General features: G+C 63.6%; 30 protein-coding genes, 1 tRNA gene and 1 pseudogene. 5 read left to right on the top strand and 27 right to left on the bottom strand.

Annotation, left to right across the window (positions count from 1 at the left end):
• Nucleotides 1-159 precede the first annotated feature (159 nt).
• From VNM24_12695 to VNM24_12680, 4 genes are all read right to left on the bottom strand, one after another.
• A tRNA-Gly gene (locus VNM24_12695) sits at nt 160-235 on the bottom strand.
• Nucleotides 236-283: 48 nt separating this feature from the next.
• Nucleotides 284-850 (bottom strand): CDP-diacylglycerol--glycerol-3-phosphate 3-phosphatidyltransferase, encoded by a 567-nt coding sequence (pgsA, locus tag VNM24_12690; protein ID HWQ39439.1) that lies wholly within the window; start codon nt 848-850, stop codon nt 284-286.
• A gap of 15 nt (nt 851-865) precedes the next feature.
• Nucleotides 866-2,680 (bottom strand): excinuclease ABC subunit UvrC, encoded by a 1,815-nt coding sequence (uvrC, locus tag VNM24_12685; protein ID HWQ39438.1) that lies wholly within the window; start codon nt 2,678-2,680, stop codon nt 866-868.
• 8 nt (nt 2,681-2,688) lie between these two features.
• Nucleotides 2,689-3,219: a uracil-DNA glycosylase gene (locus VNM24_12680; protein HWQ39437.1), complete on the bottom strand. Its 531-nt coding sequence runs from the start codon at nt 3,217-3,219 to the stop codon at nt 2,689-2,691.
• Between the two features lie 249 nt (nt 3,220-3,468).
• On the opposite strand from VNM24_12680, the gene efp reads away from it, so the two are divergent.
• Nucleotides 3,469-4,035: an elongation factor P gene (efp, locus tag VNM24_12675; protein HWQ39436.1), complete on the top strand. Its 567-nt coding sequence runs from the start codon at nt 3,469-3,471 to the stop codon at nt 4,033-4,035.
• Between the two features lie 6 nt (nt 4,036-4,041).
• Here the strand turns inward: efp and VNM24_12670 are convergent, their stop codons facing one another.
• From VNM24_12670 to rpoE, 14 genes and pseudogenes are all read right to left on the bottom strand, one after another.
• Nucleotides 4,042-4,983, bottom strand: coding sequence for a cation diffusion facilitator family transporter (locus VNM24_12670; protein ID HWQ39435.1), 942 nt, complete (start codon nt 4,981-4,983; stop codon nt 4,042-4,044).
• Nucleotides 4,980-6,023: a beta-N-acetylhexosaminidase gene (nagZ, locus tag VNM24_12665; protein ID HWQ39434.1), complete on the bottom strand. Its 1,044-nt coding sequence runs from the start codon at nt 6,021-6,023 to the stop codon at nt 4,980-4,982. The genes VNM24_12670 and nagZ overlap by 4 nt, the downstream gene beginning before the upstream one ends.
• The gene (gene acpS / locus VNM24_12660; GenBank protein HWQ39433.1) at nt 6,020-6,403 is read right to left on the bottom strand and encodes a holo-ACP synthase; all 384 of its coding nucleotides are present in this window, start codon (nt 6,401-6,403) and stop codon (nt 6,020-6,022) included. The genes nagZ and acpS overlap by 4 nt, the downstream gene beginning before the upstream one ends.
• Nucleotides 6,400-7,143, bottom strand: coding sequence for a pyridoxine 5'-phosphate synthase (locus VNM24_12655; protein HWQ39432.1), 744 nt, complete (start codon nt 7,141-7,143; stop codon nt 6,400-6,402). Before VNM24_12655 ends, acpS begins: the two co-directional genes overlap by 4 nt.
• Nucleotides 7,144-7,159: 16 nt before the next feature.
• Entirely contained in the window at nt 7,160-7,888 is a 729-nt protein-coding gene (gene recO / locus VNM24_12650) for a DNA repair protein RecO (GenBank protein ID HWQ39431.1), read from the bottom strand.
• Nucleotides 7,885-8,766 (bottom strand): GTPase Era, encoded by an 882-nt coding sequence (era, locus tag VNM24_12645; GenBank protein HWQ39430.1) that lies wholly within the window; start codon nt 8,764-8,766, stop codon nt 7,885-7,887. Before era ends, recO begins: the two co-directional genes overlap by 4 nt.
• 27 nt (nt 8,767-8,793) lie before the next feature.
• Nucleotides 8,794-9,447, bottom strand: a pseudogene (gene rnc, locus VNM24_12640) (ribonuclease III).
• Nucleotides 9,448-9,459: 12 nt separating this feature from the next.
• Nucleotides 9,460-9,813, bottom strand: a complete 354-nt coding sequence (locus tag VNM24_12635) for a DUF4845 domain-containing protein (protein HWQ39429.1) — start codon at nt 9,811-9,813, stop codon at nt 9,460-9,462.
• A gap of 12 nt (nt 9,814-9,825) precedes the next feature.
• Nucleotides 9,826-10,629: a signal peptidase I gene (gene lepB / locus VNM24_12630; GenBank protein HWQ39428.1), complete on the bottom strand. Its 804-nt coding sequence runs from the start codon at nt 10,627-10,629 to the stop codon at nt 9,826-9,828.
• Between the two features lie 10 nt (nt 10,630-10,639).
• Nucleotides 10,640-12,433, bottom strand: a complete 1,794-nt coding sequence (lepA, locus tag VNM24_12625) for a translation elongation factor 4 (protein HWQ39427.1) — start codon at nt 12,431-12,433, stop codon at nt 10,640-10,642.
• 94 nt (nt 12,434-12,527) lie between these two features.
• Complete coding sequence (locus VNM24_12620; protein HWQ39426.1) at nt 12,528-13,901, bottom strand: DegQ family serine endoprotease; 1,374 nt, start codon at nt 13,899-13,901, stop codon at nt 12,528-12,530.
• Between the two features lie 52 nt (nt 13,902-13,953).
• Nucleotides 13,954-14,931 carry a MucB/RseB C-terminal domain-containing protein gene (locus tag VNM24_12615; GenBank protein HWQ39425.1) on the bottom strand — a complete coding sequence of 326 codons (978 nt, stop codon included), beginning with the start codon at nt 14,929-14,931 and terminating at the stop codon, nt 13,954-13,956.
• Nucleotides 14,932-14,939: 8 nt separating this feature from the next.
• A complete protein-coding gene (locus VNM24_12610) occupies nt 14,940-15,461 on the bottom strand; it encodes a sigma-E factor negative regulatory protein (GenBank protein HWQ39424.1) in 522 nt (173 codons plus the stop codon).
• Between the two features lie 2 nt (nt 15,462-15,463).
• Entirely contained in the window at nt 15,464-16,063 is a 600-nt protein-coding gene (gene rpoE, locus VNM24_12605) for an RNA polymerase sigma factor RpoE (protein HWQ39423.1), read from the bottom strand.
• 226 nt (nt 16,064-16,289) lie between these two features.
• Here rpoE and nadB point away from each other — a divergent pair, with 226 nt between their 5' ends.
• On the top strand, nt 16,290-17,906 hold the full coding sequence (nadB, locus tag VNM24_12600; GenBank protein HWQ39422.1) for an L-aspartate oxidase: 1,617 nt from the start codon (nt 16,290-16,292) through the stop codon (nt 17,904-17,906).
• Here the strand turns inward: nadB and VNM24_12595 are convergent.
• Nucleotides 17,859-18,278: a protein YgfX gene (locus tag VNM24_12595; protein HWQ39421.1), complete on the bottom strand. Its 420-nt coding sequence runs from the start codon at nt 18,276-18,278 to the stop codon at nt 17,859-17,861. The two genes, nadB and VNM24_12595, sit on opposite strands and share 48 nt — an antisense overlap.
• 17 nt (nt 18,279-18,295) lie before the next feature.
• Here VNM24_12595 and VNM24_12590 point away from each other — a divergent pair, with 17 nt between their 5' ends.
• Together VNM24_12590 and VNM24_12585 are read left to right on the top strand one after the other, a co-directional pair.
• Nucleotides 18,296-19,348, top strand: coding sequence for a folate-binding protein (locus tag VNM24_12590; protein HWQ39420.1), 1,053 nt, complete (start codon nt 18,296-18,298; stop codon nt 19,346-19,348).
• A gap of 49 nt (nt 19,349-19,397) precedes the next feature.
• Nucleotides 19,398-20,210, top strand: coding sequence for an NRDE family protein (locus VNM24_12585; GenBank protein ID HWQ39419.1), 813 nt, complete (start codon nt 19,398-19,400; stop codon nt 20,208-20,210).
• On the opposite strand, the gene VNM24_12580 is transcribed toward VNM24_12585, so the two are convergent.
• From VNM24_12580 to guaB, 8 genes are all read right to left on the bottom strand, one after another.
• The gene (locus VNM24_12580; GenBank protein ID HWQ39418.1) at nt 20,161-20,586 is read right to left on the bottom strand and encodes a GNAT family N-acetyltransferase; all 426 of its coding nucleotides are present in this window, start codon (nt 20,584-20,586) and stop codon (nt 20,161-20,163) included. The two genes, VNM24_12585 and VNM24_12580, sit on opposite strands and share 50 nt — an antisense overlap.
• A gap of 10 nt (nt 20,587-20,596) precedes the next feature.
• Nucleotides 20,597-21,337, bottom strand: coding sequence for a 3-oxoacyl-ACP reductase FabG (gene fabG / locus VNM24_12575; protein HWQ39417.1), 741 nt, complete (start codon nt 21,335-21,337; stop codon nt 20,597-20,599).
• 46 nt (nt 21,338-21,383) lie between these two features.
• Nucleotides 21,384-21,872 (bottom strand): L,D-transpeptidase, encoded by a 489-nt coding sequence (locus tag VNM24_12570; GenBank protein HWQ39416.1) that lies wholly within the window; start codon nt 21,870-21,872, stop codon nt 21,384-21,386.
• Nucleotides 21,869-22,303 carry a tRNA adenosine(34) deaminase TadA gene (tadA, locus tag VNM24_12565; GenBank protein HWQ39415.1) on the bottom strand — a complete coding sequence of 145 codons (435 nt, stop codon included), beginning with the start codon at nt 22,301-22,303 and terminating at the stop codon, nt 21,869-21,871. Before tadA ends, VNM24_12570 begins: the two co-directional genes overlap by 4 nt.
• A 236-nt stretch (nt 22,304-22,539) precedes the next feature.
• Nucleotides 22,540-22,911 carry a type II toxin-antitoxin system VapC family toxin gene (locus tag VNM24_12560; GenBank protein HWQ39414.1) on the bottom strand — a complete coding sequence of 124 codons (372 nt, stop codon included), beginning with the start codon at nt 22,909-22,911 and terminating at the stop codon, nt 22,540-22,542.
• Nucleotides 22,898-23,116, bottom strand: a complete 219-nt coding sequence (locus VNM24_12555; protein ID HWQ39413.1) for a type II toxin-antitoxin system Phd/YefM family antitoxin — start codon at nt 23,114-23,116, stop codon at nt 22,898-22,900. Before VNM24_12555 ends, VNM24_12560 begins: the two co-directional genes overlap by 14 nt.
• A gap of 43 nt (nt 23,117-23,159) precedes the next feature.
• Complete coding sequence (guaA, locus tag VNM24_12550) at nt 23,160-24,740, bottom strand: glutamine-hydrolyzing GMP synthase (protein HWQ39412.1); 1,581 nt, start codon at nt 24,738-24,740, stop codon at nt 23,160-23,162.
• A 74-nt stretch (nt 24,741-24,814) separates the two neighbouring features.
• Entirely contained in the window at nt 24,815-26,275 is a 1,461-nt protein-coding gene (guaB, locus tag VNM24_12545) for an IMP dehydrogenase (GenBank protein ID HWQ39411.1), read from the bottom strand.
• 101 nt (nt 26,276-26,376) lie between these two features.
• Between guaB and VNM24_12540 the strand changes: the two genes are divergently transcribed.
• Entirely contained in the window at nt 26,377-26,736 is a 360-nt protein-coding gene (locus tag VNM24_12540; protein ID HWQ39410.1) for a hypothetical protein, read from the top strand.
• Nucleotides 26,737-26,743 lie beyond the last annotated feature (7 nt).

The following is a 26,743-nucleotide window of genomic DNA, read 5'->3' as shown; positions in this document are numbered from 1 at the left end:
ATCGAACCGGCGTCCACGGCTTTGCAGGCCGCTGCATAACCACTCTGCCACCCCGCCACTGAAACTAAAAAGGGAAAACGGCTGGTTTCGGAGCCGTTTCAGCGACACTCAGAGCGGTGCTGCAACCGAAACGACTTCCGCCGTTTTCCCTGAGGGATCTGGAGCGGGAAACGAGTCTCGAACTCGCGACCTCAACCTTGGCAAGGTTGCGCTCTACCAACTGAGCTATTCCCGCTTGAGGAATGCGGAATTATAGGGGGGGAGTCCTGCTTGTCAAGAAAGCTCACTGCCTCAGCAACTCGGGAATCGCCCTGCGCAGGTAATAGATCATCGACCACAATGTGAGCAGCGCCGCGAGGTAGATCAGCCAGGTGCCTATCCGGTGGGCGCTGAGCCCAAGCAGCGGATCGTGGTAGAGCAGCAGCGCGATCGCGATCATCTGCGACAGGGTCTTGAGTTTGCCCACCATCGACACCGCGACGCTGCGGCTCTGCCCTACTTTCGCCATCCATTCGCGCAGTGCCGAGATCGCAATCTCGCGGCCGATGATGATCGCTGCGATGAAGGCTTCGCAGCGCGCTAGCCACACCAGCATGACGAGCGCCGTGGATACCATGAGCTTGTCCGCGACCGGATCGAGAAAGGCGCCGAACAGTGAAGTCTGCTTCAGGGTGCGCGCGAGCCAGCCGTCCAGCCAGTCGGTCGCTGCCGCGAGGACGAAGATCGCCGTGGCCAAGATGTTGCGATTGTGGGTGGGCATCCAGTCATGCGGGAGGTAATAGACCAGCACCAGCAGCGGAATCAGGAAAATCCGCAGCCAGGTGAGCAGATTGGGTACGTTGAACGGCATCCAGTCTCCCGAAGGTCAGTGCAGCTGCTGGTAAATGCGCTCGGCCAGCGCACGGCTGATGCCGTCGACCTGTTGAAGCTCTTCCACGCTCGCGGCGACCACTCCGCGGATGCCCCCGAAGCGCGACAGCAGCTTCTGCCGGCGTTTGGCGCCGATGCCTTCGATCTCTTCCAACACCGAACGGGTGCGAGTCTTGGCGCGTCGACGACGGTGCCCCTGGATCGCGAACCGATGCGCTTCGTCGCGGATCTGCTGCAGCAAGTGCAGCCCCGGGTGATCGGATGGCAATCGCAGGGCCGGCCGTTCGTCGGCAAACACCAGTTGCTCGAGGCCGGACTTGCGGCTTTCGCCCTTGGCGACCCCGAGCAAAGCGACATCGCCGATGCCCAGTTCGGCAAGAACCTGATGGGCGCTGGACACCTGACCCTTGCCTCCGTCGATCAGGATCAAGTCTGGGAGCTTGCCTTCGCTTTCCAAGACGCGGCGGTAGCGCCGCTCCAGCACCTGCCGCATGGCGGCGTAGTCGTCACCGGGCTCGATTCCGGAAACGTTAAAGCGCCGGTATTCGCCAGGCTGCATGGCGGCGCGGTCGTAGACCACGCAGGACGCCACCGTGGCCTCTCCCATCGTGTGGCTGATGTCGAAGCACTCGATGCGTTGCACTGGCTCGTGCAACCCCAGTGCTTCGTGCAAGGCGAAGAGCCGTGCCTCCTGAGTTGCCTGGCTACCGAGTCTCTGGGCGATGGCCAGTTGCGCGTTCTTTTCCGCCATCCGTGCCCAAACTCTGCGATCACCTGTGGGGCGAGTCGAAATCTGGACCTTCTTGTGAGCTTGCTGCGAGAGCAGTGCCTGCAATCCCCGGGTATCGATCGGCCGATTGACCACGATCAGCGCGGGCACCTCGCGATTGAGGTAGTGCTGCGCCAGAAAGGCTTCGAGGGCTTCTTCTTCGTCCTGTTCGCGGGCATTCTGCGGAAAATAGCTCTTGTCCCCGCGATGCGTTCCTCCGCGAATCATCACCAGATTCACGCACAGAAGTCCTTGTGCGGAAGCCAGAGCCACGACATCGGCATCGATCCTGCTCTTCCCGGAGGAGACGAACTGCGTCTCGCGCACCTTGGAAAGCGCCCGTATCTGGTCACGCAGCACCGCAGCCTGCTCATAATCCTGCCGTTCGGACGCGGCCAGCATCCTCGCCTCAAGGCGTTTCAGGGCTTCGTCCTCCTGCCCCTCGAGAAACAGGGCAGCGCCGTGGACGTTCTCGGCATAGTCGGCGTGGCTGATCAGGCCCACGCAAGGACCGCTGCAGCGTTTGATCTGGTATAGCAAGCAGGGCCTGGAGCGGTTGGCGAACACCGTGTCTGCGCAGGTTCTGAGCCCGAAGACCTTCTGCATAAGCTGAATGCTCTCGCGCACACCGCTCGCGCTGGAGAATGGCCCAAAGTACCGGTTGCTTCTATCCAGGCCGCCCCGATAAAAGCCGAGCCGGGGAAAGGGATGTCCGGTGAGCACGACATAGGGATAAGATTTGTCGTCTCTATACAGTATGTTATATCGTGGTCTTAAAGTCTTTATTAAGTTATTTTCGAGCAGCAGTGCCTCGGACTCGGAGCGCGTCACCGTCGTTTCGATGGCTGCAACCTGGCTGAGCATCAGTTGAATTCGCGGCGTCTGGGAGCCGGCTTTCTGAAAGTACGATGCGACGCGCCTCTTGAGGTCGCGTGCCTTGCCTACGTAGAGCACCTCGCCGGCTGCATTCAACATGCGATAGATTCCGGGAAGGTGCGGCAGCGCGCCGATCAGCCCGGTGCTGTTGAAGCTGGAAGGCATGGGAGAAGTCAGCAGTTCCGGGGCTGTTTGCACGGTGCGCGGAAATACTCTGCGATTCGCGCAAGCACCGCTGCGAACATGCCTTCGGTCAAGCGGCCGGTGTGGGTATTGTAACGGGAGCAATGATAGCTATCGAACAGATGCGCGCCGCCAGGTAACGCATGCTCGGCGCCGTGGGCGAAGCGATACTCGGCCTGCTGCACGCCGCAGGCAGCCAATACGGCAGTGTGCGCAACCTTGCCCAAGGCCAGAATGGCCGGCCGGGGTTGCAATGTCTCGAGCTCGGCTTTCAGATACCCGTTGCACTGAACGAGTTCGCCCGCTGTGGGTTTGTTCTGCGGTGGCACGCAACGCACGGCATTGGTGATGCGACAGCCGATCAACCGCAGTTCGTCATCGGCGGCCAGCGAATACGGGCGCGAAGCAAGCCCGAACCGATATAGCGTCCGGTAAAGCAACTGTCCCGCAGAGTCGCCCGTGAAGGGCCGTCCAGTGCGATTGGCGCCGTGCAATCCCGGGGCGAGCCCGACGATCAGCAACCGGGGCCACGAGACGCCGAAAGAAGGTACCGGCCTGGCGTAGTAGGTGGGATATTGCCGGCGAATTTCTCTTAGGAACATGGCCAGCCGGTGGCAGCACTGGCACTCGGCAGAAAATGACTGTACGGCTCGCGGCACGGCCTGTTATCCGCTTGTCACGGCCCGAAGCCGGTGGCCTGTTCGTTCCGGACTTGGCCGCAATTTCCCAGTGTACAATGCGCCTCCTTTTGCAAGTAAGCAATCGATCCGATGCCGAAAGTCCTGGCTACCGAAATCCGCGCCGGCAACCTCATCGAAATGGACAAGCGGGTCTGGCGCGTCCTGAAGAGCTATCACGTGCACGTCGGGGGCCGTGGCGGCGCGTTCATGCAAGTGGAAATGAAGGACTTGGAAAGCGGCACCAAGCGCAACGAGCGCATCCGCACCGAGGACAAGGTCGAGCGCGCTTATGTTGAGCCGCGCGAAATGCAGTTCCTTTATAAGGATGGCGACAGCTACGTATTCATGGACAAGGAAACCTACGAACAGCTGACGCTTCCGGCCGAGTTCCTCGAAGGCCAGGCCGGCTATCTGCTGCCCAACACCGACGTGCAGGTGAACTTCCACAACGAACGTCCAATCGGCATACAGCTTCCCTCCACTGTCGTACTGACCGTTGTGCAGACCGAACCTGCCGTCAAGAACGCCACCGTCACCGGGTCCTTCAAACCGGCCAGGCTCGAGACCGGCATCAGCGTGTTGGTTCCGCAGTTCATCGAGGAAGGCGCCAGGATCAAGGTCAACACCGACACCGGAGAGTACGTCGAGCGCGCCTGAGCCGCGTTATTGGCGGTCCGCGTCATCGCGCTTTGGCCGCGGCAGGATCCTCACCCGGGCCTGATGTCCTGGGTTCACGCCCCCCAGCTGTTCAGGCTGCAGCGTGACATGCTCGATGCCGAAGCGGCGCTGCAGCGCGCGCCTCGCCTCCTCTAGCAGTTGGGGCCATCGCGCGAGGTCGTCGACGTCCAGATGGGCCGACAACGCCACCTGCCCGCTGGAAATGGTCCAGATGTGCAGGTCGTGCACGGAGCGCACCCCCTGGACTTGGGCCAGCGCCATCCCCACCTCACGCAACTGGATCCCGGCTGGCACGCCTTCCATCAGCACGTGCAGTGCTTCGCGCACCAGCCTCAGCGTCGACGCGAGGATGAGCAGTGCAATGACGATCGACAAGAGCGGGTCGATCGGTTGCCAGCCGGTGAAGTGGATCACCGCTCCCGAGGTGAGCGCGGCGACCGAGCCGACGAGGTCCCCGAACACATGCAGCGTGGCCGCCCGGGTGTTCAAGTCCTGTCCGCCGCGGCCCAGAACGTAGATCACCGCGAGATTCACGGTCAGGCCGAGCGCGGCGACCACCGCTACACCCATGCCCTGAACCGCTTCGGGTTCGAGCAGGCGCGCCACCGCTTCCACGAAAATCATCACGACCACCGCGAGCAGCAACAGACCGTTCACGAATCCGGCGATGACCTCTGCACGCGCAAGACCGTAGGAGTGGCGCGCCCCGGCTGGTCGCCGGGCGATGAGCGCGGCCAGCACTGCGAGGGCGAGCGCGGCGGCATCGGAGAACATGTGGCCGGCATCGCTCAACAGCGCCAGCGAATTGAACCACCATCCGGCAAGCAACTCGACTGAGGCGAAGCCAGCGGTAGCCCCCAAGGCCACGTACAGCCCTGGAAGCCCCCCGCCCGGGTGAGCATGATTGGAATGACCACGCGGATTCATGCGGAGTGGCTGCCCTCAAGCGCCGCCAGCGCTTGCAGCGCACGCCGCCTTTCTCGCGAGGCCGGCAGCGCCGCGACCGACCGCACGCGCGGCTGCGAGCGCAGCGCGAGCAGGCGCTGCCAGTCGGACACGGGCGGCTCGCGCTCAAGCGCGCTCAGCAAGGCTTCCGCCTCGGCAGGCCGGTTGCAGACGAGCACCATGTCGCAGCCGGCCTCAAAAGCGCTGCGGGCCCGACGCTCGATGGTGCCGGCGACCGAAGCGCCTTCCATCGTCAGATCGTCGCTGAAAACCACTCCGCGGAACCCCAATCGCTCACGCAGAATCTGCCGCAGCCAGATCGCCGAAAACCCCGCTGGTACCGAATCGACCCTCGGATAGGCCACGTGGGCCGGCATTACGCCCGCCAGCCGGGACGCAAGGCGCGCGAAAGGAAGCAGATCTTCGCGTTCGATCTGCTCCATCGGACGCTCGTCCACCGGCAATGCGATGTGCGAATCGGCTGCAACGAATCCGTGACCGGGAAAATGCTTTCCGACACTCGCCATGCCTGCTTCCCGCAGACCCTCGATCAGCGCGCCGGCCAGCTGCGTGACCGCTTCGGCGTTGCGATGAAACGCGCGATCTCCGATGACCGTGCTTGTTCCGTAGTCGAGGTCGAGCACTGGGGTGAAGCTGAAATCCACGCCGCAGGCGCCTAGCTCCAGCGCGATGAGTACTCCGGCCTCGCGTGCGGCAGCGCGTGCACGGAGCGGGTCGCAATCCCACAGCCGGCCGAACGCGCGCATCGGTGGAACCGGCGTGAAACCCTCGCGGAAGCGCTGGACGCGACCACCTTCGTGATCCACCGCGATCAGCAAGGAAGGGTCCCGCAGCGCGCGAATCTTCCGGCATAGCTCCGAGATCTGTCGCGTATCCTCGTAGTTGCGCGCAAACAGAATGACTGCTCCGGTCAGGGGATGCAGCAGGCGAGCGATGTCGTCGCGTTCCAGGCGCGTCCCACGCACATCCACCATCACCGGACCCAGCGGCAGTTCCTTCATGATTGCGACTCCAGCACGACGATCGCGCAGGCCAAGTCCTTCTCATGCGTGATCGACAGATGCACCCTAGCGATCCGGTTGTGCTGCAGATGTCCCGCCAGCGTTTCTCCGAACCGCAGACCGGGACGTCCGCGATCGTCCCTGATTACGCTGATCGCCTGCAGTGTCACCGGGAAGCGCAAACCGGTGCCGAGCGCCTTGGAAAGCGCCTCCTTGGCGGCGAAGCGGCCGCCCAGAAACCACGCCTGCTTGGTGCTCCCACGGTAGTCGTCGCGCTCGACGGGCGTGAGTACCCGTTCGACGAATCGGTCGCCGTAGGCAGCGAGCATCCGCTCCACGCGGCTTATCTCCACCAGATCGATCCCGATTCCGGCGATCATTGCGCGCTGCCTCGCGCGATCGCGTCCAGATACAAGCTTACGCTCTTCGCCATGCCGAACTCCAGGGCATCGGAGACCAGCGCGTGACCGATGGAGACTTCCAAGACATCGGGTACGGCTCGCAGGAAGGCGGTCAGGTTTTCGCGGTTCAAGTCGTGTCCGGCGTTGATACCGAGCCCGGCTTCGCGCGCCGCGCGGGCCGCCGCGGCGTAGCGCTCGAGCGCAGCGGCTTCGTCCGAGGTGGAGAAGGCTCTCGCATATGGTTCGGTATATAGTTCCACGCGGTCGGCGCCGACCTCTTTTGCTCGAATCATGTTCTCTGGGATCGGGTCCATGAAGAGGCTGACTCTCACACCGAGCCGTTTCAACTGGGCGACGATCGGTCGCAGACGCTCCCCATCCTGCCGCAGATCCCACCCATGATCGGAGGTGAAGGCCTTTGGTTCGTCCGGCACGAGGGTGCACTGATCGGGCAGTACCGAGGCTACCAGCTCCATGACCTGGTAGAAGGGATTGCCCTCGATGTTGTACTCCACGCCAGGGTGCGCGGCGATCAGTGCGTTCAGCTCCATCACGTCTTCTGGCAGGATATGACGGCGGTCGGGCCGGGGGTGAACGGTAATGCCGTGCGCGCCGGCTTCGAGCGCGATGCGCGCTAGGCGCACCAAGTTGGGAATGCCGACGGCGCGTGAGTTTCGCAACAACGCAATTTTGTTGACGTTGACGCTGAGCTTGGTCATGGCTCGAGCCCGGCAATCAGAGCTGCTGCAGATCCAGGAGGAGCTGCCGGGTATGCAAGGTGCGGCTGCCGAGATAGTGCGCGACAAGCTGGCGCATCAGGATCTTGCCCTGTTGCAACGTCACGGGATCGGAGTAATTGTCGCACGCGAGGTCGAGCAGCGTCTTGCCGCGAACCTCGATCGCTGGGTCGCGTGCCTTCTCCATTGGAACCGGCCCGCGTTCGATGACATAGGCGTATAGTCGCGCCGGATCGATCGGAACATCGGTGTCGGCCTCCCGTTCAAGGGCGAGCGCGTAACCCATTTCGCGCAGCAGATTCTTCTCGAAGCGCCGCAGGGTGGCCGCGTAATCTCCGCTGCCGGCCAGCGCGGCGATCGATTCCCGGTAGGTGTCGAACAGCGTTTCATGGGGATCCTCCCGCAGCAGGAAGCGCAGCAGCAGCTCGTTCAGATAGAAGCCGCAGATCAGGCCCAGCCCCCGGAGCTGGGCCATTCCGCCCTGCCATTCGGATCTGTACAGCGTGCGCAGTTCGCTCTTGCCGCCCCAGGAGAGCAGCAACGGCTGGAACGCCATGAGATGGCCCCGCAGGATCGAGCTTGCGCGCCGTGCTCCACGCGCCACCATGGCCAGGCGCCCGCTGCCGCGTGTGAAGATCTCGACCACCAGGCTGGTCTCGCGGAACGGGTAAGCGTGCAGTACGAAACCGAGCTCCTGCCGGCTTGCCTGGTTGCCCGCCTTGCTCACTCGTATCCCAGGCTCTTGAGCAGTCGCGGGTCATCGGCCCAGCCTTGCTTGACCCGTACCCACAGCTCGAGATGTACCTTGCCTTGAAATATCCGTTCCATTTGCCTGCGTGCGCGGGTGCCGATCGCCTTGAGTCTCTCGCCCTTGGCGCCGATCACGATCGCCTTCTGGTTTTTCTTGTCGACTATGATCGATGCGTGAATGCGCCGCAGATGCGCCTCCTCGGCGAACGCCTCCACAACAACGGTCGTTCGGTAGGGCAGCTCCGCGCCCAACGCATGGAACAATTGCTCACGCACCAGCTCGGAGGCAAGAAAGCGCTCGTTGCGATCGGTCACCATCTCGGGGTCGAACAGCATTTCGCCCGGCGGCAGATGCGGCTTGAGCGCGTCCACAAGTTCGTGGAGCTGGCTGCCCTGGCGCGCGCAGATGGGCACGATGGCGGCGAAATCCTGCAACCGCGCCGCCTGCGCAATCATCGGCAACAGTGTTCTGCGGTCCTTGAGCAAATCGATCTTGTTGATGGCCAGCACCACCGGCAAGTTCCCGGGGATCAGTTGCAGGATCGCCCGATCCTCGTTGCGGATGCCCGCCGCCTCGACGACGGCGAGCACGGCGTCCACGTCCTCGAGACTGCGCAGCACGGCGCGATTCATCAGCCGGTTGAGCGCGGAGGAGTGCGCCGTCTGAAAGCCGGGCGTATCCACGAAAACCAGCTGTGCGTCGGGCTCGGTCACGATCCCCCGCACCCGGTGGCGTGTGGTCTGCGGGCGGCGCGACACGATGCTTATTTTCGCTCCAACCAGCCGGTTGAGCAGCGTCGATTTGCCCACGTTGGGCCTCCCGACGATGGTGACGTATCCTGCCCTGAAAGTCATGCCGTCCGATCAGCGTGCGGCAGCCAAGTCGTAGGCCGCCTTCGCCGCGGCCTGCTCTGCCGCGCGACGGCTGGATCCTTCGCCAAAGCAACGAATGTCCAGCTCGGGAATGACGCACTCCACCCGGAAAAGCTGCTCGTGGGCTTCGCCGCTGATCTGCACAACCGAATACTGCGGCAGCCCCATGCGGCGCCCCTGCAGCAGCTCCTGCAAGCGGGTCTTCGGATCCTTGATGATAGCCGACGGATCCGTGGCGGCCACGATGGGCTCGAACAATCTCCGGATTACGGCTTCCGCTGAGTCGAAACCGGCGTCGATGAACACGGCACCAAACAGCGCCTCCAGCGCATCGGCCAGAATCGAAGGCCGGCGAAAACCGCCGCTCTTCAGCTCGCCTTCGCCGAGCAGGATTTGCTCGCCGATGCCCAGGCGGCTGGCGATTTCGAACAGCGAGTTCTGATTCACCAGGTTTGCGCGCACCCGCGACAGCTCTCCTTCCGCGAGTCCGGTGAAGCGGTCGTAGAGCAGGCGGGCAATGACGCAGTTGAGCACCGAATCGCCCAGAAATTCCAGGCGCTCGTTGTGAGGCACTCCGTATGACCTGTGAGTCAGCGCCTGCCTGAGCAGGCGCGGATCACGAAACTGATGACCAAGCTTTTCCGCCAGCGCATCCGAACGCATGCCCGGGAGGGGTTACTCGCTCGCCGCGGTAAAGTCGATGCAGGCGCTGACGTTGCCCAGCAACTTCACTTTCCTGGAGTACACGGCGACGATGCTAACCTGTTCGCCGTCCTTGGTGATTTCCAGATCCGCCCCGCTGACCGAACGGATGTCGTCGATCTGCGCGCGGCGATTGAAAAGCTGCTGGATTTCAGCTATGGAGGCGGCTTTGGCATCGGGAGAGCGTGCCAGCTCCCGCACGTGGTTGAGGATGGTCGCGTATTCGATGTAGGCCGGCACCAGCCGTATGCCGACAATCGCGACCAGCACGATCAGCGCTCCGACGAAGATCATCCCGACGAAGGTTATTCCCCGCTGACGCTTCATTTGCGCTCCCTCTCAATGAATGCGAGAACCGATGCGGCCCAGTTCGCCGAAGTTCCACCAAATGAGGAAGGCCTTCCCCACGATGTTGCGCTCCGGGACGAACCCCCAGTAGCGGCTGTCGGAGCTGGAGTCGCGGTTGTCCCCCATCATGAAGTAGTGGTCGGGCGGTACCGTGCAGACAAAACCAGAATCATTGTACTCGCAGTGATCTCGCAGGGGGAATTGCCTGACGCTCGCCAGTTGTATCGGAGGTGCGTCCGGGTTGATGACGATCGCATGGCGGCGCCCGTCGAGCGTTTCCCAGAACTTCATAGCGCGGACATACGACAGCCCCGACTCCATGTACTGGAAGTCCTCGCCCATCTCCACAGGCAACAGCTCTCCGTTGATCGTCAGGCGCTTGTTGCGGTATTCCACCCGGTCGCCTGGCAGGCCGATCACGCGCTTGATGTAGTCGAGCGAGGAGTTCTCCGGGTAGCGAAACACCATGACCTCGCCGCGCTGCGGCCGGTTGACTTCGATGATCTTGGTGTTGACGACCGGAAGACGGATTCCGTAGGTGAACTTGTTCACCAGGATGAAGTCACCCACCAGCAGGGTCGGGATCATCGAACCGGACGGAATCTTGAACGGCTCGACCAGAAAGGAGCGCAGCAGGAAGACGATCAGGATCACCGGGAAAAAGCTTTTCGGATACTCGATCCACCACGGTTCCTTCTGCTCGGCGCCCCGCCTATGGGCAAGCCACAGGCGGTCGGTGACCCAGATGGCGCCGGTGACCACCAGCAGCACCAGCATGAGCAGCGCGAAGTTCATTTCTTATTTCTCACTTGCTTTCGACTTGCAGGATGGCGAGAAAAGCTTCCTGCGGGATCTCTACCGTGCCGACCTGCTTCATGCGTTTCTTTCCCGCCTTCTGCTTTTCGAGCAGCTTCTTCTTGCGGGTGACGTCTCCACCGTAACACTTGGCCAGGACGTTCTTGCGCAGGGCCTTGACGTTCTCGCGGGCGATGATCTGGGAACCGATGGCGGCCTGGACCGCGACGTCAAACATCTGCCTTGGAATCAGCTCGCGCATCCGGGTCGCGAGTTCTCTGCCTCGGCTCTGCGCATTTGACCGATGCACGATCAGAGACAGCGCGTCGACCCGCTCGCCGTTGATCAGGATGTCGAGCCTGACCAAGTCGCCGGCGCGAAACTCATTGAAATCGTAATCGAGCGAAGCGTATCCACGGGACACCGACTTCAGCTTGTCGAAGAAGTCGAGGACTACTTCGTTGAGCGGCAGCTCGTAGGTCAGCATCACCTGGCGCCCCATGTACTGCATGTTGCGCTGGACTCCGCGCTTGCTATTGCACAGGGTCATGACCGGACCGACATAGTCCTGGGGAACCAGAATGGTCGCGCTGATGATCGGCTCGCGGATCTCCTCGATCTTGGCTGCCTCGGGCAACTTAGAGGGGTTTTCCACCTCGATGAGGGTGCCATCGCGCAACACCACCTGATAGACCACGGTAGGCGCGGTCGTGATCAGGTTCATTCCGTACTCGCGCTCCAGGCGCTCCTGCACGATGTCCATGTGCAGGAGGCCGAGAAAGCCGCAGCGGAACCCGAAGCCCAGCGCCTGCGAAGTTTCTGGCTCGAAGCGCAGCGACGCGTCGTTCAGATGTAGTTTCTCCAGCGCATCGCGCAGCGCTTCGTAGTCGCTGGACTCCACGGGGTAGAGGCCGGCGAAAACCTGGGGCTTGATTTCCTTGAATCCCGGCAGCGGTTCGGTCGCGGGACGATCGGCGCGGGTGATGGTGTCGCCGACGCGGGCGGCCTTGAGTTCCTTGATGCCGGCGATCACGAATCCCACTTCCCCGGCGCACAGGCTGTCGCAGGTCTGGGCCTTGGGCGTGAACACGCCGGTCTGCTCGCAAGAGTAGGCGGCGCGCGTTGACATCAGCAGAATCCGGTCTCCGGTGCTCAGCATGCCGTCAAAGACCCGGACCAGCATCACCACGCCCACATAGTTGTCGAACCAGGAGTCGATGATGAGCGCCTTCAGCGGCGCCTCGGGATTGCCCCGCGGGGGCGGAATGCGCGCGATGACCGCCTCGAGAAGGTCCTGTACGCCTTCCCCGGTCTTGGCACTGGCGCGCAGCGCGTCCTTTGCCGGAATGCCGATGATGTCCTCGATCTCGGAGATTACTCGCTCGGGATCGGCCGAAGCCAGGTCGATCTTGTTGAGCACCGGAACGACTTCCACGCCCTGCTCGATCGCGGTGTAGCAATTGGCGACTGTCTGGGCTTCTACCCCCTGCGAGGCGTCCACCACTAGCAACGCCCCTTCGCACGCCGCCAGCGAGCGCGACACTTCGTAGGAAAAATCGACATGACCCGGCGTGTCGATCAGGTTCAGGAGGTATTGCAGTCCGTCGCGCGCCCGGTAGCGCAGCGCGGCCGTCTGGGCCTTGATGGTGATGCCGCGTTCGCGCTCGAGGTCCATCGAATCGAGCACCTGTTCTTCCATTTCCCGGTCCGACAGACCGCCGCAGAGCTGGATAAAGCGATCTGCAAGCGTGGACTTGCCGTGGTCGATGTGGGCGATGATCGAGAAGTTGCGGATACGCTGCATCAGAAAAAAGGGCACCGAAGTGCCCTTTCAAGCCTTGATCAAAGGCGCGCATTGTATCGGAATGTCGCCCCCCGAGGGGGCTTTTGCGCCCCAGTCAGTTCGCGTCGAGCCGTATCGGCACGTAGATGGCCCCCTCCCCGCGCCGCACGAGCACGGCGACGCTGCGTGCCCGCTCGTACTGAGCCAGGAGCTGGGTCAACTGTTCGACGCTCTTCACGTCGTGGTTGTTCAGCGCCAGGATGACATCCCCGCGCCGGATGCCCGCCCGCGCCGCCGGGCCTTGCGCGTCTTCGACCAGCAGGCCACCCGCTACGCCAAGCTCCTTGCGTTGCTCGCTGCCCAGTTCTGACAGCGTTAGCCCGAGCCTGGCCACGGTGTTGCCGGACTTGCCTTCGCTTCCCTGACGTGGTGGACGCGCCGCACTGCGCTCCTCGGTGAGTTCGCCGACCGTGATCGTCACGTCGCGCGTGGAGCCCTTGCGCCAGATCTGCGCCGTGACTTTAGTTCCCGGCTTGGTCTGAGCTACGATGCGCGGCAGATCGGCGGAACTGGCGACCGGCTTGCCGGCAAACTTGAGGATCACGTCCGAGGGCTCGATGCCGGCCTTTTCCGCCGGGCCGCCCTTTTCCACCGAGTTGACCAGCGCTCCCTGCGCTTTGGGCAAGCCGAAGGATTCGGCCAGTTCCCGCGTGACCTCTTGAATGACCACACCGATACGCCCTCGCGTGACACGCCCCGTGGCGCGCAACTGGTCGGCGATGTCCATCGCGACGTCGATCGGAATGGCAAAGGAGAGCCCCATGAAACCGCCGGTGCGGCTGTAGATCTGCGAATTGATGCCGACGACCTCTCCCTTCAGATTGAACAATGGTCCGCCCGAGTTGCCGGGATTGATCGCCACGTCGGTCTGGAGGAAGGGAACGTAGTTCTCCTGAGGCAGCGAGCGCCCCTTCGCGCTGACGATACCCGCCGTGACGGTATTTTCGAAACCGAAAGGCGAACCGATGGCCAGGACCCATTCGCCGACCTTGAGCTGGTTCGGATCGCCGATCTTTACCGCCGGCAGTCCGCTCGCGTCTATCTTGATGACGGCCACATCGGTACGCCGGTCCGAACCGATCACCTTGGCCTTGAACTCGCGTTTGTCGTTGAGCTTGACGGTGATGTCCTCGGCCGCGTGCACGACGTGAGCGTTGGTCAGGATGTAGCCGTCCGGCGTGATGATGAACCCCGAGCCGAGCGAGCGCGACTCGTATTCACGCGGCTGGGGACCGAACCTGCGGAAGAAATCGAAGAACGGATCGTCCTCAGGTACCGGGAACTGCCCTTGGTTGCGCACCGTCTGGGAAGTGCTGACGTTGACCACCGCCGCGCCGTGCTTTTCGACCAGTTCGGTGAAGTCCGGCAGTTGCGCCGCCGCGGCAACCGGAAGGACCAGCAGGATGACGTTGAGGATTCTCTTCAGCATTGTCGGAATTTCCAGAGAACCGCGAGAAACAGCTGCAGGGCGTGTGGCGCTCTCATCTGCCTTGGAAAGACACCGAGTTGGCGATCAGCATGACGGTCGATGCCGGCGCCTCGCCCAGCACCGTGACCACCTGATCGTCGATCGTCCGCGTGTAGATGTTGATCGCCCCCTGCCGCGAAAGCCCTTCGTGGACCTTGCTGCGCGTGGCGAGCGGTTCGATGAACACCGATACTGCGGCCAGGCCGTCCGAGTACACCAGGTGCGTGATGGGCACGGTGCTGCCCTGCTTGCTGCGCCGCAGTTCCATGATCTTACGGAAGCCGGCCGGATACTGTTTCACCGTCCAGCCGGATTCGGCACCAGACACCATGTTGTGGGCGAAACGGTCGAACCGCCATTCGGGCAGCCGGACGTTGAAGGAAGGCGCCACCATCTCCCTGGTGACGCCCGAGCCGATCTCGACCTGGGTGAAGCTGAACTGCTCGACCACCCGGTTGCGCTCGTCGATCATGCGCGCCTTGAGCAGCAGCCCGGTATGGGCATCGGCCCACAGCTTGTGGCCATAGCGCAATCCATCCTTGGGCTCCAGCACGAGGGCTTGAGAATCGTGTCCGGCGATGCGCTCGGGAACGCCCTTCTTGATCCGGTAGAACTCGGTCAGCAAACTGAGCTGATCCGGCAGCAGCGCGGGGAACGTCCTGCGCGCGACCCGTTTTTCGCTTCGTACGATCTTGGCGTCAGGGTAATAGCACAGAACCTCATCGTTGTTGCGAATGACTTCGCGGCGCGGGCCGTCCAGGGTCTCCAGCTTCTCGTACTCCCCTGTCGTGTCCACGTAGTGAACGATGCGCGAGGTCTCGAAACGGTCGCTGTGCTGATAGACGAACGTGCCGACGTAGTCCAGCTTGCGCGCAGCGTCGGCGATGCGTTGCAGAATCGCGAGCGCTTCGTCCTGCTCCAGCGTATCGGCGGCCCCGGCTGCAGCCGCGAGTCCGAGACAAACGACGGCGGTATACAGCGGCAAGCGCATACCAGCGCTCACTCGTTCTCCACGCCCTGCGCCGAGACGGTGAGCATGTAGGACGCTACGCCCTGGAGAGCGGTTCGCGGCGAGAATTGCTGATGGGCCAGCAGATATTCGTTGACTGCGACCGCCGCCGGTACCATGCGCGCGGCCGGGTCCGGCATGGACTGGACCGTCGCGGGGGCTTGCTGGTTTTGGGCGAGGGGCGCGCGCGGGCCCTGAGACGGATCATAGAGGGCAAGCCAACCCACCACCGCCACCGCGCAGACCGAAGCCGCCAGCGGCAGCGCTATGTGGAGGGCGAACCGCCTGTCGAAGCGTCTGGCGGCGAGAACCGGCGGTTCCCGTTCGATGCGGGCCGCCACTCGCTGGACGAAACCCCGGGAGACCACCCCATGGCCCCTCAGCACGTCGCCGATCACGTGGTACGTGTCCCAAGCCGAGCGAAGCTCCGGGTCTTCCTTCATACGCTCGAGCTGATCGTTTGCCTCGGTTGCCTCCAATTCGCCGTCCATCAACGCCGAAACGCGCTCCATGCTCACCACCTCTTATCCTTTGCCGTCCCGAGCAGGGGACGCAGCCTCGCCGCGATCGTCTCCCGGGCGCGGAAAATCCGCGAGCGCACCGTCCCGATCGGGCAGTTCATGACGGATGCGATGTCCTCGTAACTCATTCCCTCGATCTCGCGCAGCGTAATCGCGGTTCTCAATTCCTCAGGCAGTTCTTCCATCGACTGGTTCACGGTCGCGGCGATCTGCTTGCTCATCAACTCCGCTTCCGGGGTGTTCAGATCCCGGAGCTGCTCGCCATCCTCGAAGTTCTCGGCCTCTTCGGCCTCGAACTCCGTGGTGGTTGGAGCCCTTCTACCCATCGCCACCAGGTAGTTCTTTGCGGTGTTGATGCCGATCCGGTACAGCCAGGTGTAAAAGGCGCTATCGCCCCGGAACGAGGGCAATGCTCGGTAGGCCTTGATGAACGCCTCCTGCGCCACATCTTCGACTTCCGCCGGATCACGAATGAACCTCGAAAGAAGGCGTGCCAGCTTTCGCTGGTATTTCGCGACCAGCAACTCGAATGCCTGCTTATCGCCTCGCTGCGCGCGCTCGACGAGCTGCTGGTCAACTTCACGGTCGCCCATCTAGCCACATTTCCTGGATTGCCCCTGGATGCCTTCCGGCGCCGTTCCAAAGGGCGCGTCAGTATACCCGCCGTCCCCGCTCCAGGAAATGCACCGTGATTCGACACTGCACAGACCGCCGGCCGGAGCGATAAGTTCATTCCCTCGGGTACCTGACGAAGGCGAAGGCAGCGCCCGCACGCAGGTGCCGGGTACAATCCGCGGTCAATCTCGCGGAAACAGAGTCATGACGCGCTTCGATGTGGCCATTGTAGGCAGTGGCTTGGCCGGCCTCACCGTGGCCCTCAACCTGGCCGAGCGCTGCCGGATCGCCGTCGTCACCAAGCTGCGGCTGCTCGACGGAGCCAGCAACTGGGCTCAGGGCGGCATCGCAGCAGTACTGGCCAAGGACGATTCCCCGGACGCGCATATCCGGGACACGGAGATCGCGGGCGCGGGGCTTTGCCAGCACGAAGTGGTTCGTCACGTCGTGGAGCACGGCCGCGAAGCGATCGAATGGCTGATTGGCCAGGGCGTTCCCTTTACCCGCGATGCTTCCTTCGATTTCGGCTACCACCTCACCCGGGAGGGTGGACACAGTCACCGGCGGGTGATCCACGCCGCGGACGCCACCGGTCATGCAGTGCAGACCACCCTGGAAGCCAGGGTCAAGGCGCATCCCAACATCGCCGTTCTCGAAGGCCACCTGGCGATCGATCTGATCACCGGAGTCAAACTGGGCCGCAGCGACCGGCGCTGTTACGGCCTGTACGCACTGGACCGCGTGGCCGGCAAGGTGGTCACCATCGATGCCGCGCACGTTGTGCTGGCCACGGGTGGCGCCGGCAAAGTCTATCTGTATACGACCAACCCCGATACCGCCACCGGCGACGGCATCGCCATGGGCTGGCGCGCGGGCTGCAGGGTGACCAACATGGAGTTCATACAGTTTCATCCCACCTGCCTCTATCACCCTCATGCCAAGTCGTTCCTGATCAGCGAAGCGGTGCGCGGCGAAGGCGGGATCTTGCGGCTACCGGACGGCACACGCTTCATGCCGGACCACGACGAGCGCGCAGAGCTCGCGCCGCGCGATATCGTGGCACGGGCCATCGACTTCGAGATGAAGAAGCGCGGTCTGGACTGTGTCTTTCTGGATATCACGCACAAGCCCGAGTCCTTCCTCCGGGAGCATTTTCCGACCATCTATGCGCGTTGCCTGGAGCTGGGCATCGACATGGCGCGCCAGCCCATTCCCGTGGTACCCGCGGCGCACTACACCTGCGGCGGCGTCCAGACCGACCTTTTCGGCTGCACGGATGTGCCGGGTCTGTATGCAGTGGGGGAAACGGCGCACACCGGGTTGCACGGCGCCAACCGACTCGCCAGCAACTCGTTGCTTGAATGCTTGGTATTCGGGCGCGCCGCAGCCAGGCATATCCTAGAGCAGAGCCCGCCAGCGCCGGTGGCGTTACCGCAATGGGATGAGAGCCGTGTCGCCGATGCCGACGAGGAGATCGTCATCTCTCACAACTGGGACGAGCTGCGCCGCTTCATGTGGGACTACGTGGGTATCGTGCGAACCAACAAACGGCTGGAACGCGCCATGCACCGCATCCGCATGCTGGCGGAGGAAATTCATGAGTACTACTCCAACTTCCGGGTCTCCGCAGACCTGCTCGAGTTGCGCAATCTGGTGCTCACCGCCGATCTCATCGTCAGGAGCGCGATGCGTCGCAAGGAAAGCCGCGGCCTGCATTTCAGTCGCGACTACCCGTTTCAGCTCCCGCAGGCGCGCGACACCGTGCTCTCGCCCTCAGTCGCAGTCGACCTTGAAGCGCAGCCATACCCTCAAAGCGCGTAACGCGTCGGACGGCGCGCCGTCGGGCAGAAGCACTAGGCTTACGCGGCGGGCGGTGTCCTCGCGCCGGATGTTCACCACAGTGAGGAGCGGGCTGACCACACTGTCGCCCAGGATGCGTCCGCGCACGATTGCCCCAGAGCGCAACGTGAGCTCCGCGGCAGCGGCGTCCGCTGGCACGCGCAGGGCAACACAGGCTCGCGCAGCCGAGCGTAGCGCATGCAGCCGCAGGGCATGGATTAGGCTCCCGGCGATCAGCCCGATCAGCAGCAGCCCAACCCCCGGTGCGAGTGGGAGCGTGCCCGCTGCCAAGCCGGCCAGTACGTGCGCGAGCGACAGCAGCACCACAAGCTGGCGCGAGGGCTTGAGCTGCACATATAGACCGCCATTTATTGACATTAGGGACGGCCGCGGAGCCAAGGAGCGCACAGATTAACTGGTTCGACTTCATAGCGACACACGGCGGCGTCCTCGACGGCAGCGAGGTCCGGGATTTTGGGGACCGTGCCGTTGAACTGGCAGCCGCCCGGGACGGTGCGGCACTGGTGGCGCTGCCGCAATGGGGAGTGATCTCTGTATCCGGACCGGACGCGGGCGCGTTCCTGCAGAGCCAGCTGACCAGCGACTTGCGCCGGCTATCGGCCTCCCAAGCCCAGCCGTCGGGCTATTGCACGCCACAGGGCCGGCTGCTGGCCACCTTCTTCGTCGTCCTGCAGGATTTGCGCTATCACCTGGTACTGCCCCGCGTTCTGGCGGCTGCGGTGGTCGCCCGGCTGCAAAGGTACGTCCTGCGTTCCAAAGTCGTTCTGGAGGATGCGTCGGATCGGTTCCGGCTGGTCGGCATGTGCGGCCCCCAATCACCCACTGCGGTCGCGAAAGCCCTTGCGATAACCCCGCCGCGAGCCTGGGAAGTCGCATACGGCGGACGTGCGACCGCCCTGGGCCTTCCCGGGCAGGCCTGCCTCATCCTGGGTGCCCCGGAGGCACTGGAGAGCCTCTGGACGGCGTTGGCGGGGCAGGCGAGACCGGCGGGGGCTGCAGCTTGGGACTGGTGCCAGATCCGGGCGGGCATGGCTACCGTGCTCCCCGAAACGCGGGAAATGTTTCTGCCCCAGATGCTGGGCCTGGACCGGCAGGGGGGGGTCAGTTTCGAGAAGGGATGCTACCCAGGCCAGGAGATCGTGGCGCGGACGCACTACCTAGGCGAGCTGAAGCGCCAATTGATCCACGCCAGCGCCGGCGGGCCGGCCAAGGCGGGCCAGCGGCTCTACCCTCCCGGAACAAGCGAAGCTGCTGGCACGGTGGTCAACGCCGCACCCTCGCCAGAGGGCGGCTGGGAGATGCTGGCGGTGGTGCGAGGCCACGCCGTCGCCAGTGCAGAACTTCGCCTGCCGGATGGCACCGCCGTTCGTGTCAGCGACCAGGCGGCCGCTACCCCTACATGATCGCGTCGCGTGACATGCAACCCTGCGGCGCTCCCCGTGAGCCCCAGGCATGTGTCTGATCCTCTTTGCCCATCGTGCCCATCCGAGGTACCGGCTGGTTCTCGCCGCCAATCGCGACGAGTTCCTGGACCGTCCGACCGCCGTCGCGAGCTTCTGGAAAGACGCACCTTCTGTTCTGGGTGGACGCGATCTCAGCAAAGGCGGAACCTGGCTCGGGGTGACGCTGGACGGCCGCTGGGCTGCGATCACTAATTACCGGGAAGGCGTGCGGCCCGATCCAGGGCAGCGCTCACGGGGGTTGCTGGCCGCGGACTACCTCACGGCTGCGGTCGATGCGCGCTCCTACGCGACGAGGCTGGAAGCACAGCTCTGGCGCTACGCCGGTTTCAGCCTGTTGCTGGGCGATGGGACAGGTGTCTGCTGCGTGAGCAATCGGCCGCCGTCGTGGCAGGCGGTTGCCCCCGGGGTGCATGGCTTGAGCAACCACCTTCTGGACTCCGATTGGCCAAAGGTGCGCAAGGGACGCGTGCGCATGAGCGCACTGCTGGAATTGGAGGAAGACGCCTTGGTGGCTGCTCTGTTTGATTTGCTTTCCGACCGGCGCCAGGCCGCCGATGTGGAGCTGCCTTGCACCGGCGTGGATCTGGCTTGGGAGCGAACCCTTTCGGCCAGCTTCATCGTCGCCGACGGCTACGGCACGCGCGCCTCGACGGTGGTGCTGATCCGCGCCGATGGCGGTATCCGTTTCGAGGAGCGTAGCTTCGGTCCCGGCGCTGCCGAGTTTGGCCGCCGCCGGTTCGAGCCCGTTCCACCTATCGCAGAGGCTTCGCCATCCGCACGTGCGGGATCCCCGCTTCGCTGAATTCCTCGCCCTCCGCACGAAAGCCGTGTTGCTCATAGAAATGACGCGCGTGCGTCTGCGCATGAAGCACCACGCGCTCCAAGCCTCGTCGAACCGCAATCGCCGTCAGCTCGCGCAGTAAGGCACTCCCGATGCCTCGGCCGCGCCAAGCAGCGAGCACCGCGATCCGGCCGATGTGACCGTCGGGCAGCAGCCGGCCGGTGCCCACCGCCTCACCGTCTATTTCCGCCAGAACGTGTTCGCACTGGGCGTCGAGCCCGTCCCATTCGAGCGCGCGGGGTACCTTCTGCTCCACGACAAAAACCGCCTCCCGGATGCGGCACAGCCTGTCGCGGTCGTGTTCCCAGTGCGCGTGCCGTACCGAGACGTCTGCCACTCTGACCTGCTCAGAGGGTGGCGCCGCCGCTGACTTCGATGATCGCGCCATTGATGTAGCTCGCTTCGTCCGAAGCCAGGAACGCGTAGGTATTGGCGATCTCTTCAGGACGCGCCAGCCGGCCGAGTGGCACGCGCTCGATGAGAGCCTTGAGAACCTTGTCCGGAATGGACTTCAGGATGCTGGTTTCGACGAAGCCGGGACAGACAGCATTGGCTCGGATGCCCTTACGGCCCAGCTCGCGCGCCCAAGTCTTGACCAGACCGATGACGCCGAACTTGCTGGCGGCATAATTGCTCTGGCCGAAGTTCCCGTACAGCCCCACGATGGAAGAGGCGTTTAGGATCACGCCGGAGCGCTGCTCGAGCATGACCTCGACGACTGCCTTGGCGCAGTTGAACGTGCCCTTGAGATTGATATCGACCACGCGGTCGAACTGCGCCGCGCTCATGTTCTTGAACTGGGCGTCCTCCACGATGCCGGCATTGTTGACCAGCGTGTCGACACGACCGTACTTCTCCACCACGTTGCGCACCATGCGCTCGATCGCCGGGCGATCGGTGACGTCCACCGCGAATCCGATCGCCTCACCCGTCTCCGAGCGGATCTCGTCGACAACGGCGTCCACTGCGCTTTTGTCTAGGTCGCAGACTACGACCCGCGCGCCCTCCTTCGCGAACTTCAGTGCCGTGGCGCGCCCGATGCCGCGCGCCGAGCCGGTGATGATCGAAACGTTTCCCTTGAGCCTCATTCGATTGTTTTCCTCTTCCGCTCTTGTTGGATGCCTTTCTCCTTGGTCACCCGGGTGCCAGGATCTCGACCGGGGTACCAACGTCCACCAGATCGAACAGCTCGACGATATCCCGGTTGCGCATGCGTACGCACCCGATTGAGCCCGGCTGGCCCATCTCCGCGCTGTCCGGACTGCCATGGATGTAAATGTAGCGGCGCATGGTATCGACGTCGCCCAGTCGGTTGAATCCAGGCTCGCAGCCCGACAGCCAGAGGATCCGGGTCAGGATCCAGTCGCGCCCCGGATGGCGCAGGGCCAGCGCCGGCGTATAGATTTCTCCCGTGGGCCTGCGCTTGACGAAGACCGTGTTCTCGGGCAGGCCGGCACCGATCTTGGCGCGGATCACGTGCCGGCCGCGCGGCGTGCAATAGCTCCCTCTGCGCTCTCCGACGCCATTCCTGGAAGTCGACACCAGGTAGCGTCGCAGCGGATCTCCCTCTTCGTCCAGCAGTTCCAGAACCTGGCTCGAAACGTCGATTCGGATCGATTTCACTGCCGCCGTCTGGACTGGAAGAAGTTGCGCAGCACGGCGCCGCACTCCTCGGCCAGAACGCCCTGTTCGACCGCGGTATGGTGGTTCAGTTGCGGCTGGGCGAACAGGTCGATCACGCTGCCGCAGGCACCGGTCTTCGGGTCGGGCGCGCCGAACACGACCCTCGCAAGCCGGGCGTGCATGATGGCCCCGGCACACATCGCGCAAGGTTCCAGCGTGACATACAGGGTGGCCCCGGAAAGGCGATAGTTCCCGACGCGCTGCGCGGCCAAGCGCAATGCCCGGATCTCGGCGTGCGCGGTCGGATCGCTCAGACTGATGGGCGCATTGCAGGCATGCCCAACGACCTGCCCGTCCAGTACGACCAGCGCGCCGACCGGGACTTCGCCGACCCGCTCTGCCTCGCGCGCCAGATCCAGAGCTTGGCGCATGTACGATTCGTCGCTCACGGGTGATCGCGGCCACGCACGCGGGACGGAACGCGTTTCCGATGTGCGCGCCGGTCGGCCGCCTTCCTTGCTCTCGTCTGTCTTGTCCACGCTTCCCGCTTCATTGCCGCTCAACAATCGATCCAGGCCGTAAAGCTCGAGAGATCGTGCCTTTTTGGCGATCACGCAGACTGGATACCGTCGGAGCAGCGGCCGCACCTATGGTTCGTCGGCGCTGTTCAATCTCCAGCCACCGCCAACGGCACGATTTTCGAGCGCAGCAAAGCGCGATCCCGAGTCACGAGCGGAATGTTGTGCACGACGCTTGTAGCCGCAATCAGTTCGTCGGCGGGGTCACCGCGCACGTCAAGGCGCGTGCTTTCCCACGCGACTTCCCGCGTCAGCGGCCATACGTGCAGCCGCGCCACTACCCGGACGACCTCCGGGTCATCAAGATCAACGGCGATACGCCCGAGTTGCGCGAGTTTGGCGATCTCCCACAGCACGATCGACGAAATGCTCCAAGTGTCGTCGCGCAGCAGGCGCAGCTCGGCCGGCCTCAGTCCGCCGGTAACGGCGTAGAGCAGGATGTGCGTGTCAACGTTGAGCATTCCACCGCACGCCGGTGGACAGGATATTGCCCTTGATCTTGACCTTGTGCTTGAGCGATCCGATCAGGCTTGCCGAGTCCGCAGAAAGCGGGATCAGCTTCGCCACGGGTTTTCCCCGCTTCGTGATCACGATTCCGTCCTGGTCCACTTGGTCGAGCAACGCCAAGCACTGCTCCTTGAATTTCGTGGCCGATACCTGTTTCATGGCCACATTCTATAACTAGTCATGAGAAATGGCCATATTCTTTTCACTCCCATTCGATTGTCGCCGGCGGCTTGCTCGAGATGTCGTAGACCACGCGGTTGATGCCGCGCACCTCGTTGATAATGCGGCTGGCGACCTTCGAAAGCAGGCTGTGGGGCAGTTCCGCCCAGTGCGCGGTCATGAAATCCTGGGTCTGCACGGCTCGCAGCGCTATCACGTACTCGTAGGTGCGACCGTCGCCCATGACGCCCACGGACTTCACCGGCAAAAAAACGGCGAAGGCTTGGGCAGTCTTGTCGTACCAGCCCGACTGGCGCAGCTCCTCGATAAAGATCGCATCTGCCCGGCGCAGCAACTCGACATACTCGGCCTTGACTTCACCAAGAACACGCACACCCAGGCCGGGGCCGGGAAACGGATGCCGGAACACCATTTCTCGTGGCAATCCGAGGATCAGCCCAAGCTCGCGCACTTCATCTTTGAACAACTCCCGCAGCGGCTCCAGCAGCTTCAGGCGCAGCGTGTCGGGCAGTCCGCCCACGTTGTGATGCGACTTGATCGTGTGCGCCTTCCTGGTGCGGGCGCCGGCCGATTCGATCACGTCCGGATAGATCGTGCCCTGCGCCAGCCACTTCACGCGCGGCAGGCGGGCGGCTTCGCGCTGGAACACTTCGACGAACTCGCGGCCGATGATCCTGCGCTTTTCCTCCGGGTCTGTCACCCCGGCGAGCTGCCCCAGGAACTGATCGCGGGCATCCACGTGTACGACTTTCGCGCCCAAGCTCCCGGCGAACGTACGCATGACCTGCTGCGCTTCGTTGAGCCGCAACAGCCCGTGATCCACGAACACGCAGGTGAGCTGAGGCCCGATCGCGCGGTGAATGAGCGCCGCAGCCACCGACGAATCCACGCCCCCGGACAGGCCGAGCACGACTTCATCGGCCCCCACTTCGGATCGAATCCGCCCCACCGCTTCCTCGATGTAATCGGGCATGGTCCAGTCGCCCTTCAGGCCGCAGATCTCCAGCACAAAGCGCTCGAGAATCGATTTGCCCTGCAGGGTGTGCGTCACCTCGGGGTGGAACTGAAGGCCGTAGAAGCGGCGTCGCTCGTCGGCCATGCCGGCAATCGGACAGGCAGCATTCGAGGCGATGACCTTGAAGCCCGGCGGCAGCATGGTCACCTTGTCACCGTGGCTCATCCACACGTCGAGCAGGCCGTGCCCCTCCTGACTGACGCGATCCTGGATGCCTCGGAGAAGCGCCGAATGGCCGTGCGCCCGCACCTCGGCGTAGCCGAACTCGCGCACCCTGCCCATCTCGACGCTGCCGCCGAGTTGCGCCGCCATGGTCTGCATCCCATAACAGATGCCCAGCACCGGCACGCCGAGTTCGAAAATCGCCTGGGGCGCGCGGGGCGTGCCGGCCTCCCAGACCGAGGCCGGGCCGCCGGACAGAATCACCCCGTTCGGATTGAAGGCGCGTACGAATCCGTCCGTGACGTCGAACGGATGGATCTCGCAGTAGACGTGCGCTTCGCGCACCCGGCGGGCGATGAGCTGGGTGTACTGGGCCCCGAAGTCGAGGATGAGAATCCGCTCGTGATGCGCGGCTGTGGAGGGAATCACTGCAGGCGCCGCGCGCTCGACCGCGGCAACCGGACGGCCTTTTTGCACTTCACGATCCTCTGTACCCCTGCTCACTCCACGTGGTAGTTGGGCGCTTCCTTGACGATCTGCACGTCGTGCACGTGCGACTCGCGCATGCCCGCCGCGGTGATCTCGACGAACTCGGCGCGGTCCTGGACTTCCTTGATCGTCGTGCAGCCCAGGTAACCCATGGCCGAGCGCAGACCGCCCATGAGCTGATGGATGACCGCAACTACGCTGCCTTTGTAGGGCACGCGTCCCTCGACTCCCTCGGGTACGAGCTTCTCGACCGCATCGCCGGCGTCCTGGAAGTAACGGTCGGCCGCCCCCTGTTGCATGGCGCTGAGCGAGCCCATGCCCCGATAGGACTTGTAGGAGCGGCCCTGAAACAGCTCGATCTCTCCCGGGGCTTCTTCGGTACCGGCAAAGAGGCTGCCGAGCATGACGGCGTCGGCACCGGCGGCTATCGCCTTGGCGATGTCGCCCGAATAGCGCACGCCGCCATCGGCGATCAGAGGAACGCCATAGGTCAGCAACGCGTCGGCAACCGCCTCGATCGCGCTGATCTGCGGCACTCCCACCCCGGCCACGATCCGGGTGGTGCAGATAGAGCCCGGGCCGATACCAACCTTGACCGCGTCTGCCCCTTCGTCGGCCAGCGCCTTGGCGGCAGCACCGGTAGCAATGTTGCCGCCGATGACCTGCGAGCTGGGATGCGTCCGCTTGATCCAGCGCACGCGGTCGAGCACGCCCTTTGCATGCCCGTGAGCCGTGTCCACCACGATCGCGTCAACGCCCGCCTCGAGCAGCGCCTCTACGCGCTCTTCGGTGCCTTCGCCCACGCCCACGGCCGCACCCACGCGCAGCCGGCCGAGCTTGTCTTTCGAAGCGAAAGGATGCTCCGACGATTTGAGGATGTCTTTCACCGTGATGAGTCCCTTCAGCTCGAAGTTTTCATTGACGACCAGCACCCGCTCGAGCCGGTGCTCGTGCATCAGGCGCATCGCCTCCTCGTTGGCCGCGCCTTCCTTGACGGTGACCAGCCGCTGCTTCGGGGTCATGATGTTCCTCACCGGCTGGTCCAGATTGCTCTCGAAGCGCAGGTCACGATTGGTAACGATACCGACCACTCTGGACTGGTCGACCACCGGGAGCCCCGAGATGCGGTGCTGGCGAATCAGGTTGAGAACGTCGCGCACCGTCATCTCCGGCGAGATGGTAATCGGATCTTTCACCACGCCGCTTTCGAAGCGCTTGACCTTGGCAACCTCGGCTGCCTGTGCCTTCGGCGGCATGTTTTTGTGGATGATGCCGATCCCGCCTTCCTGTGCGATGGCGATCGCCAGCCGCGCCTCGGTGACGGTGTCCATGGCCGCGGATACCAGCGGGATGTTGAGCGGAATATTCTTGGTCAGTCGCGTCGCCAGGTTGACGTCGCGTGGCAGGACGTTCGAGTGGGCGGGAACGAGCAGGACGTCGTCAAAGGTCAGAGCCTTTTGCAAGACGCGCATTGTTCTGAATCCTCACAAAGCGCGAATTATACGTGACCCGTCCTGCGCCCCGCAAAGACGCGCGAACGCCCGGTACGTTGACCGCCCAGGGTCAAGTCGCTATGGTTAGTCCTGACCTCAACACTCGATCCATCAAGCGCGAACGCTTGCCGCCCGCCACTCGCGGTCTGCTGACGATGTGTCTCATCGCGGCCGGTCTGAACCTGTCCGGGGCCGCGCCGCCGGATTGCGTGGCAGCTTCGAGGCAGCAGGCTGACGCTGCCCTGGCCCAGGCCAAGGCAGCGGTCGCACGCGCAGCCGAGGCGCGCGCCCTATGGCTCAACGCCCAGGAGGCGCTGCTTGCCGCCGAGGCAGCGCTGCAGAAGGGCGACTTCGCGCAGACCTGCCGCGAAGCGTTCAACGCACGGGATTTCGCGGAGCTGGGGATTACCCAGCTCGGTTACCCTCCCTACCGACACTAGGAGCCGA

It is taken from the genome of Burkholderiales bacterium, assembly GCA_035560005.1.
Taxonomy (GTDB): domain Bacteria; phylum Pseudomonadota; class Gammaproteobacteria; order Burkholderiales; family Eutrophovitaceae; genus DASRFY01.
The sequence above is the reverse complement of the archived record's forward strand: the minus strand, read 5'-3'. Positions and strand labels throughout refer to the sequence as shown.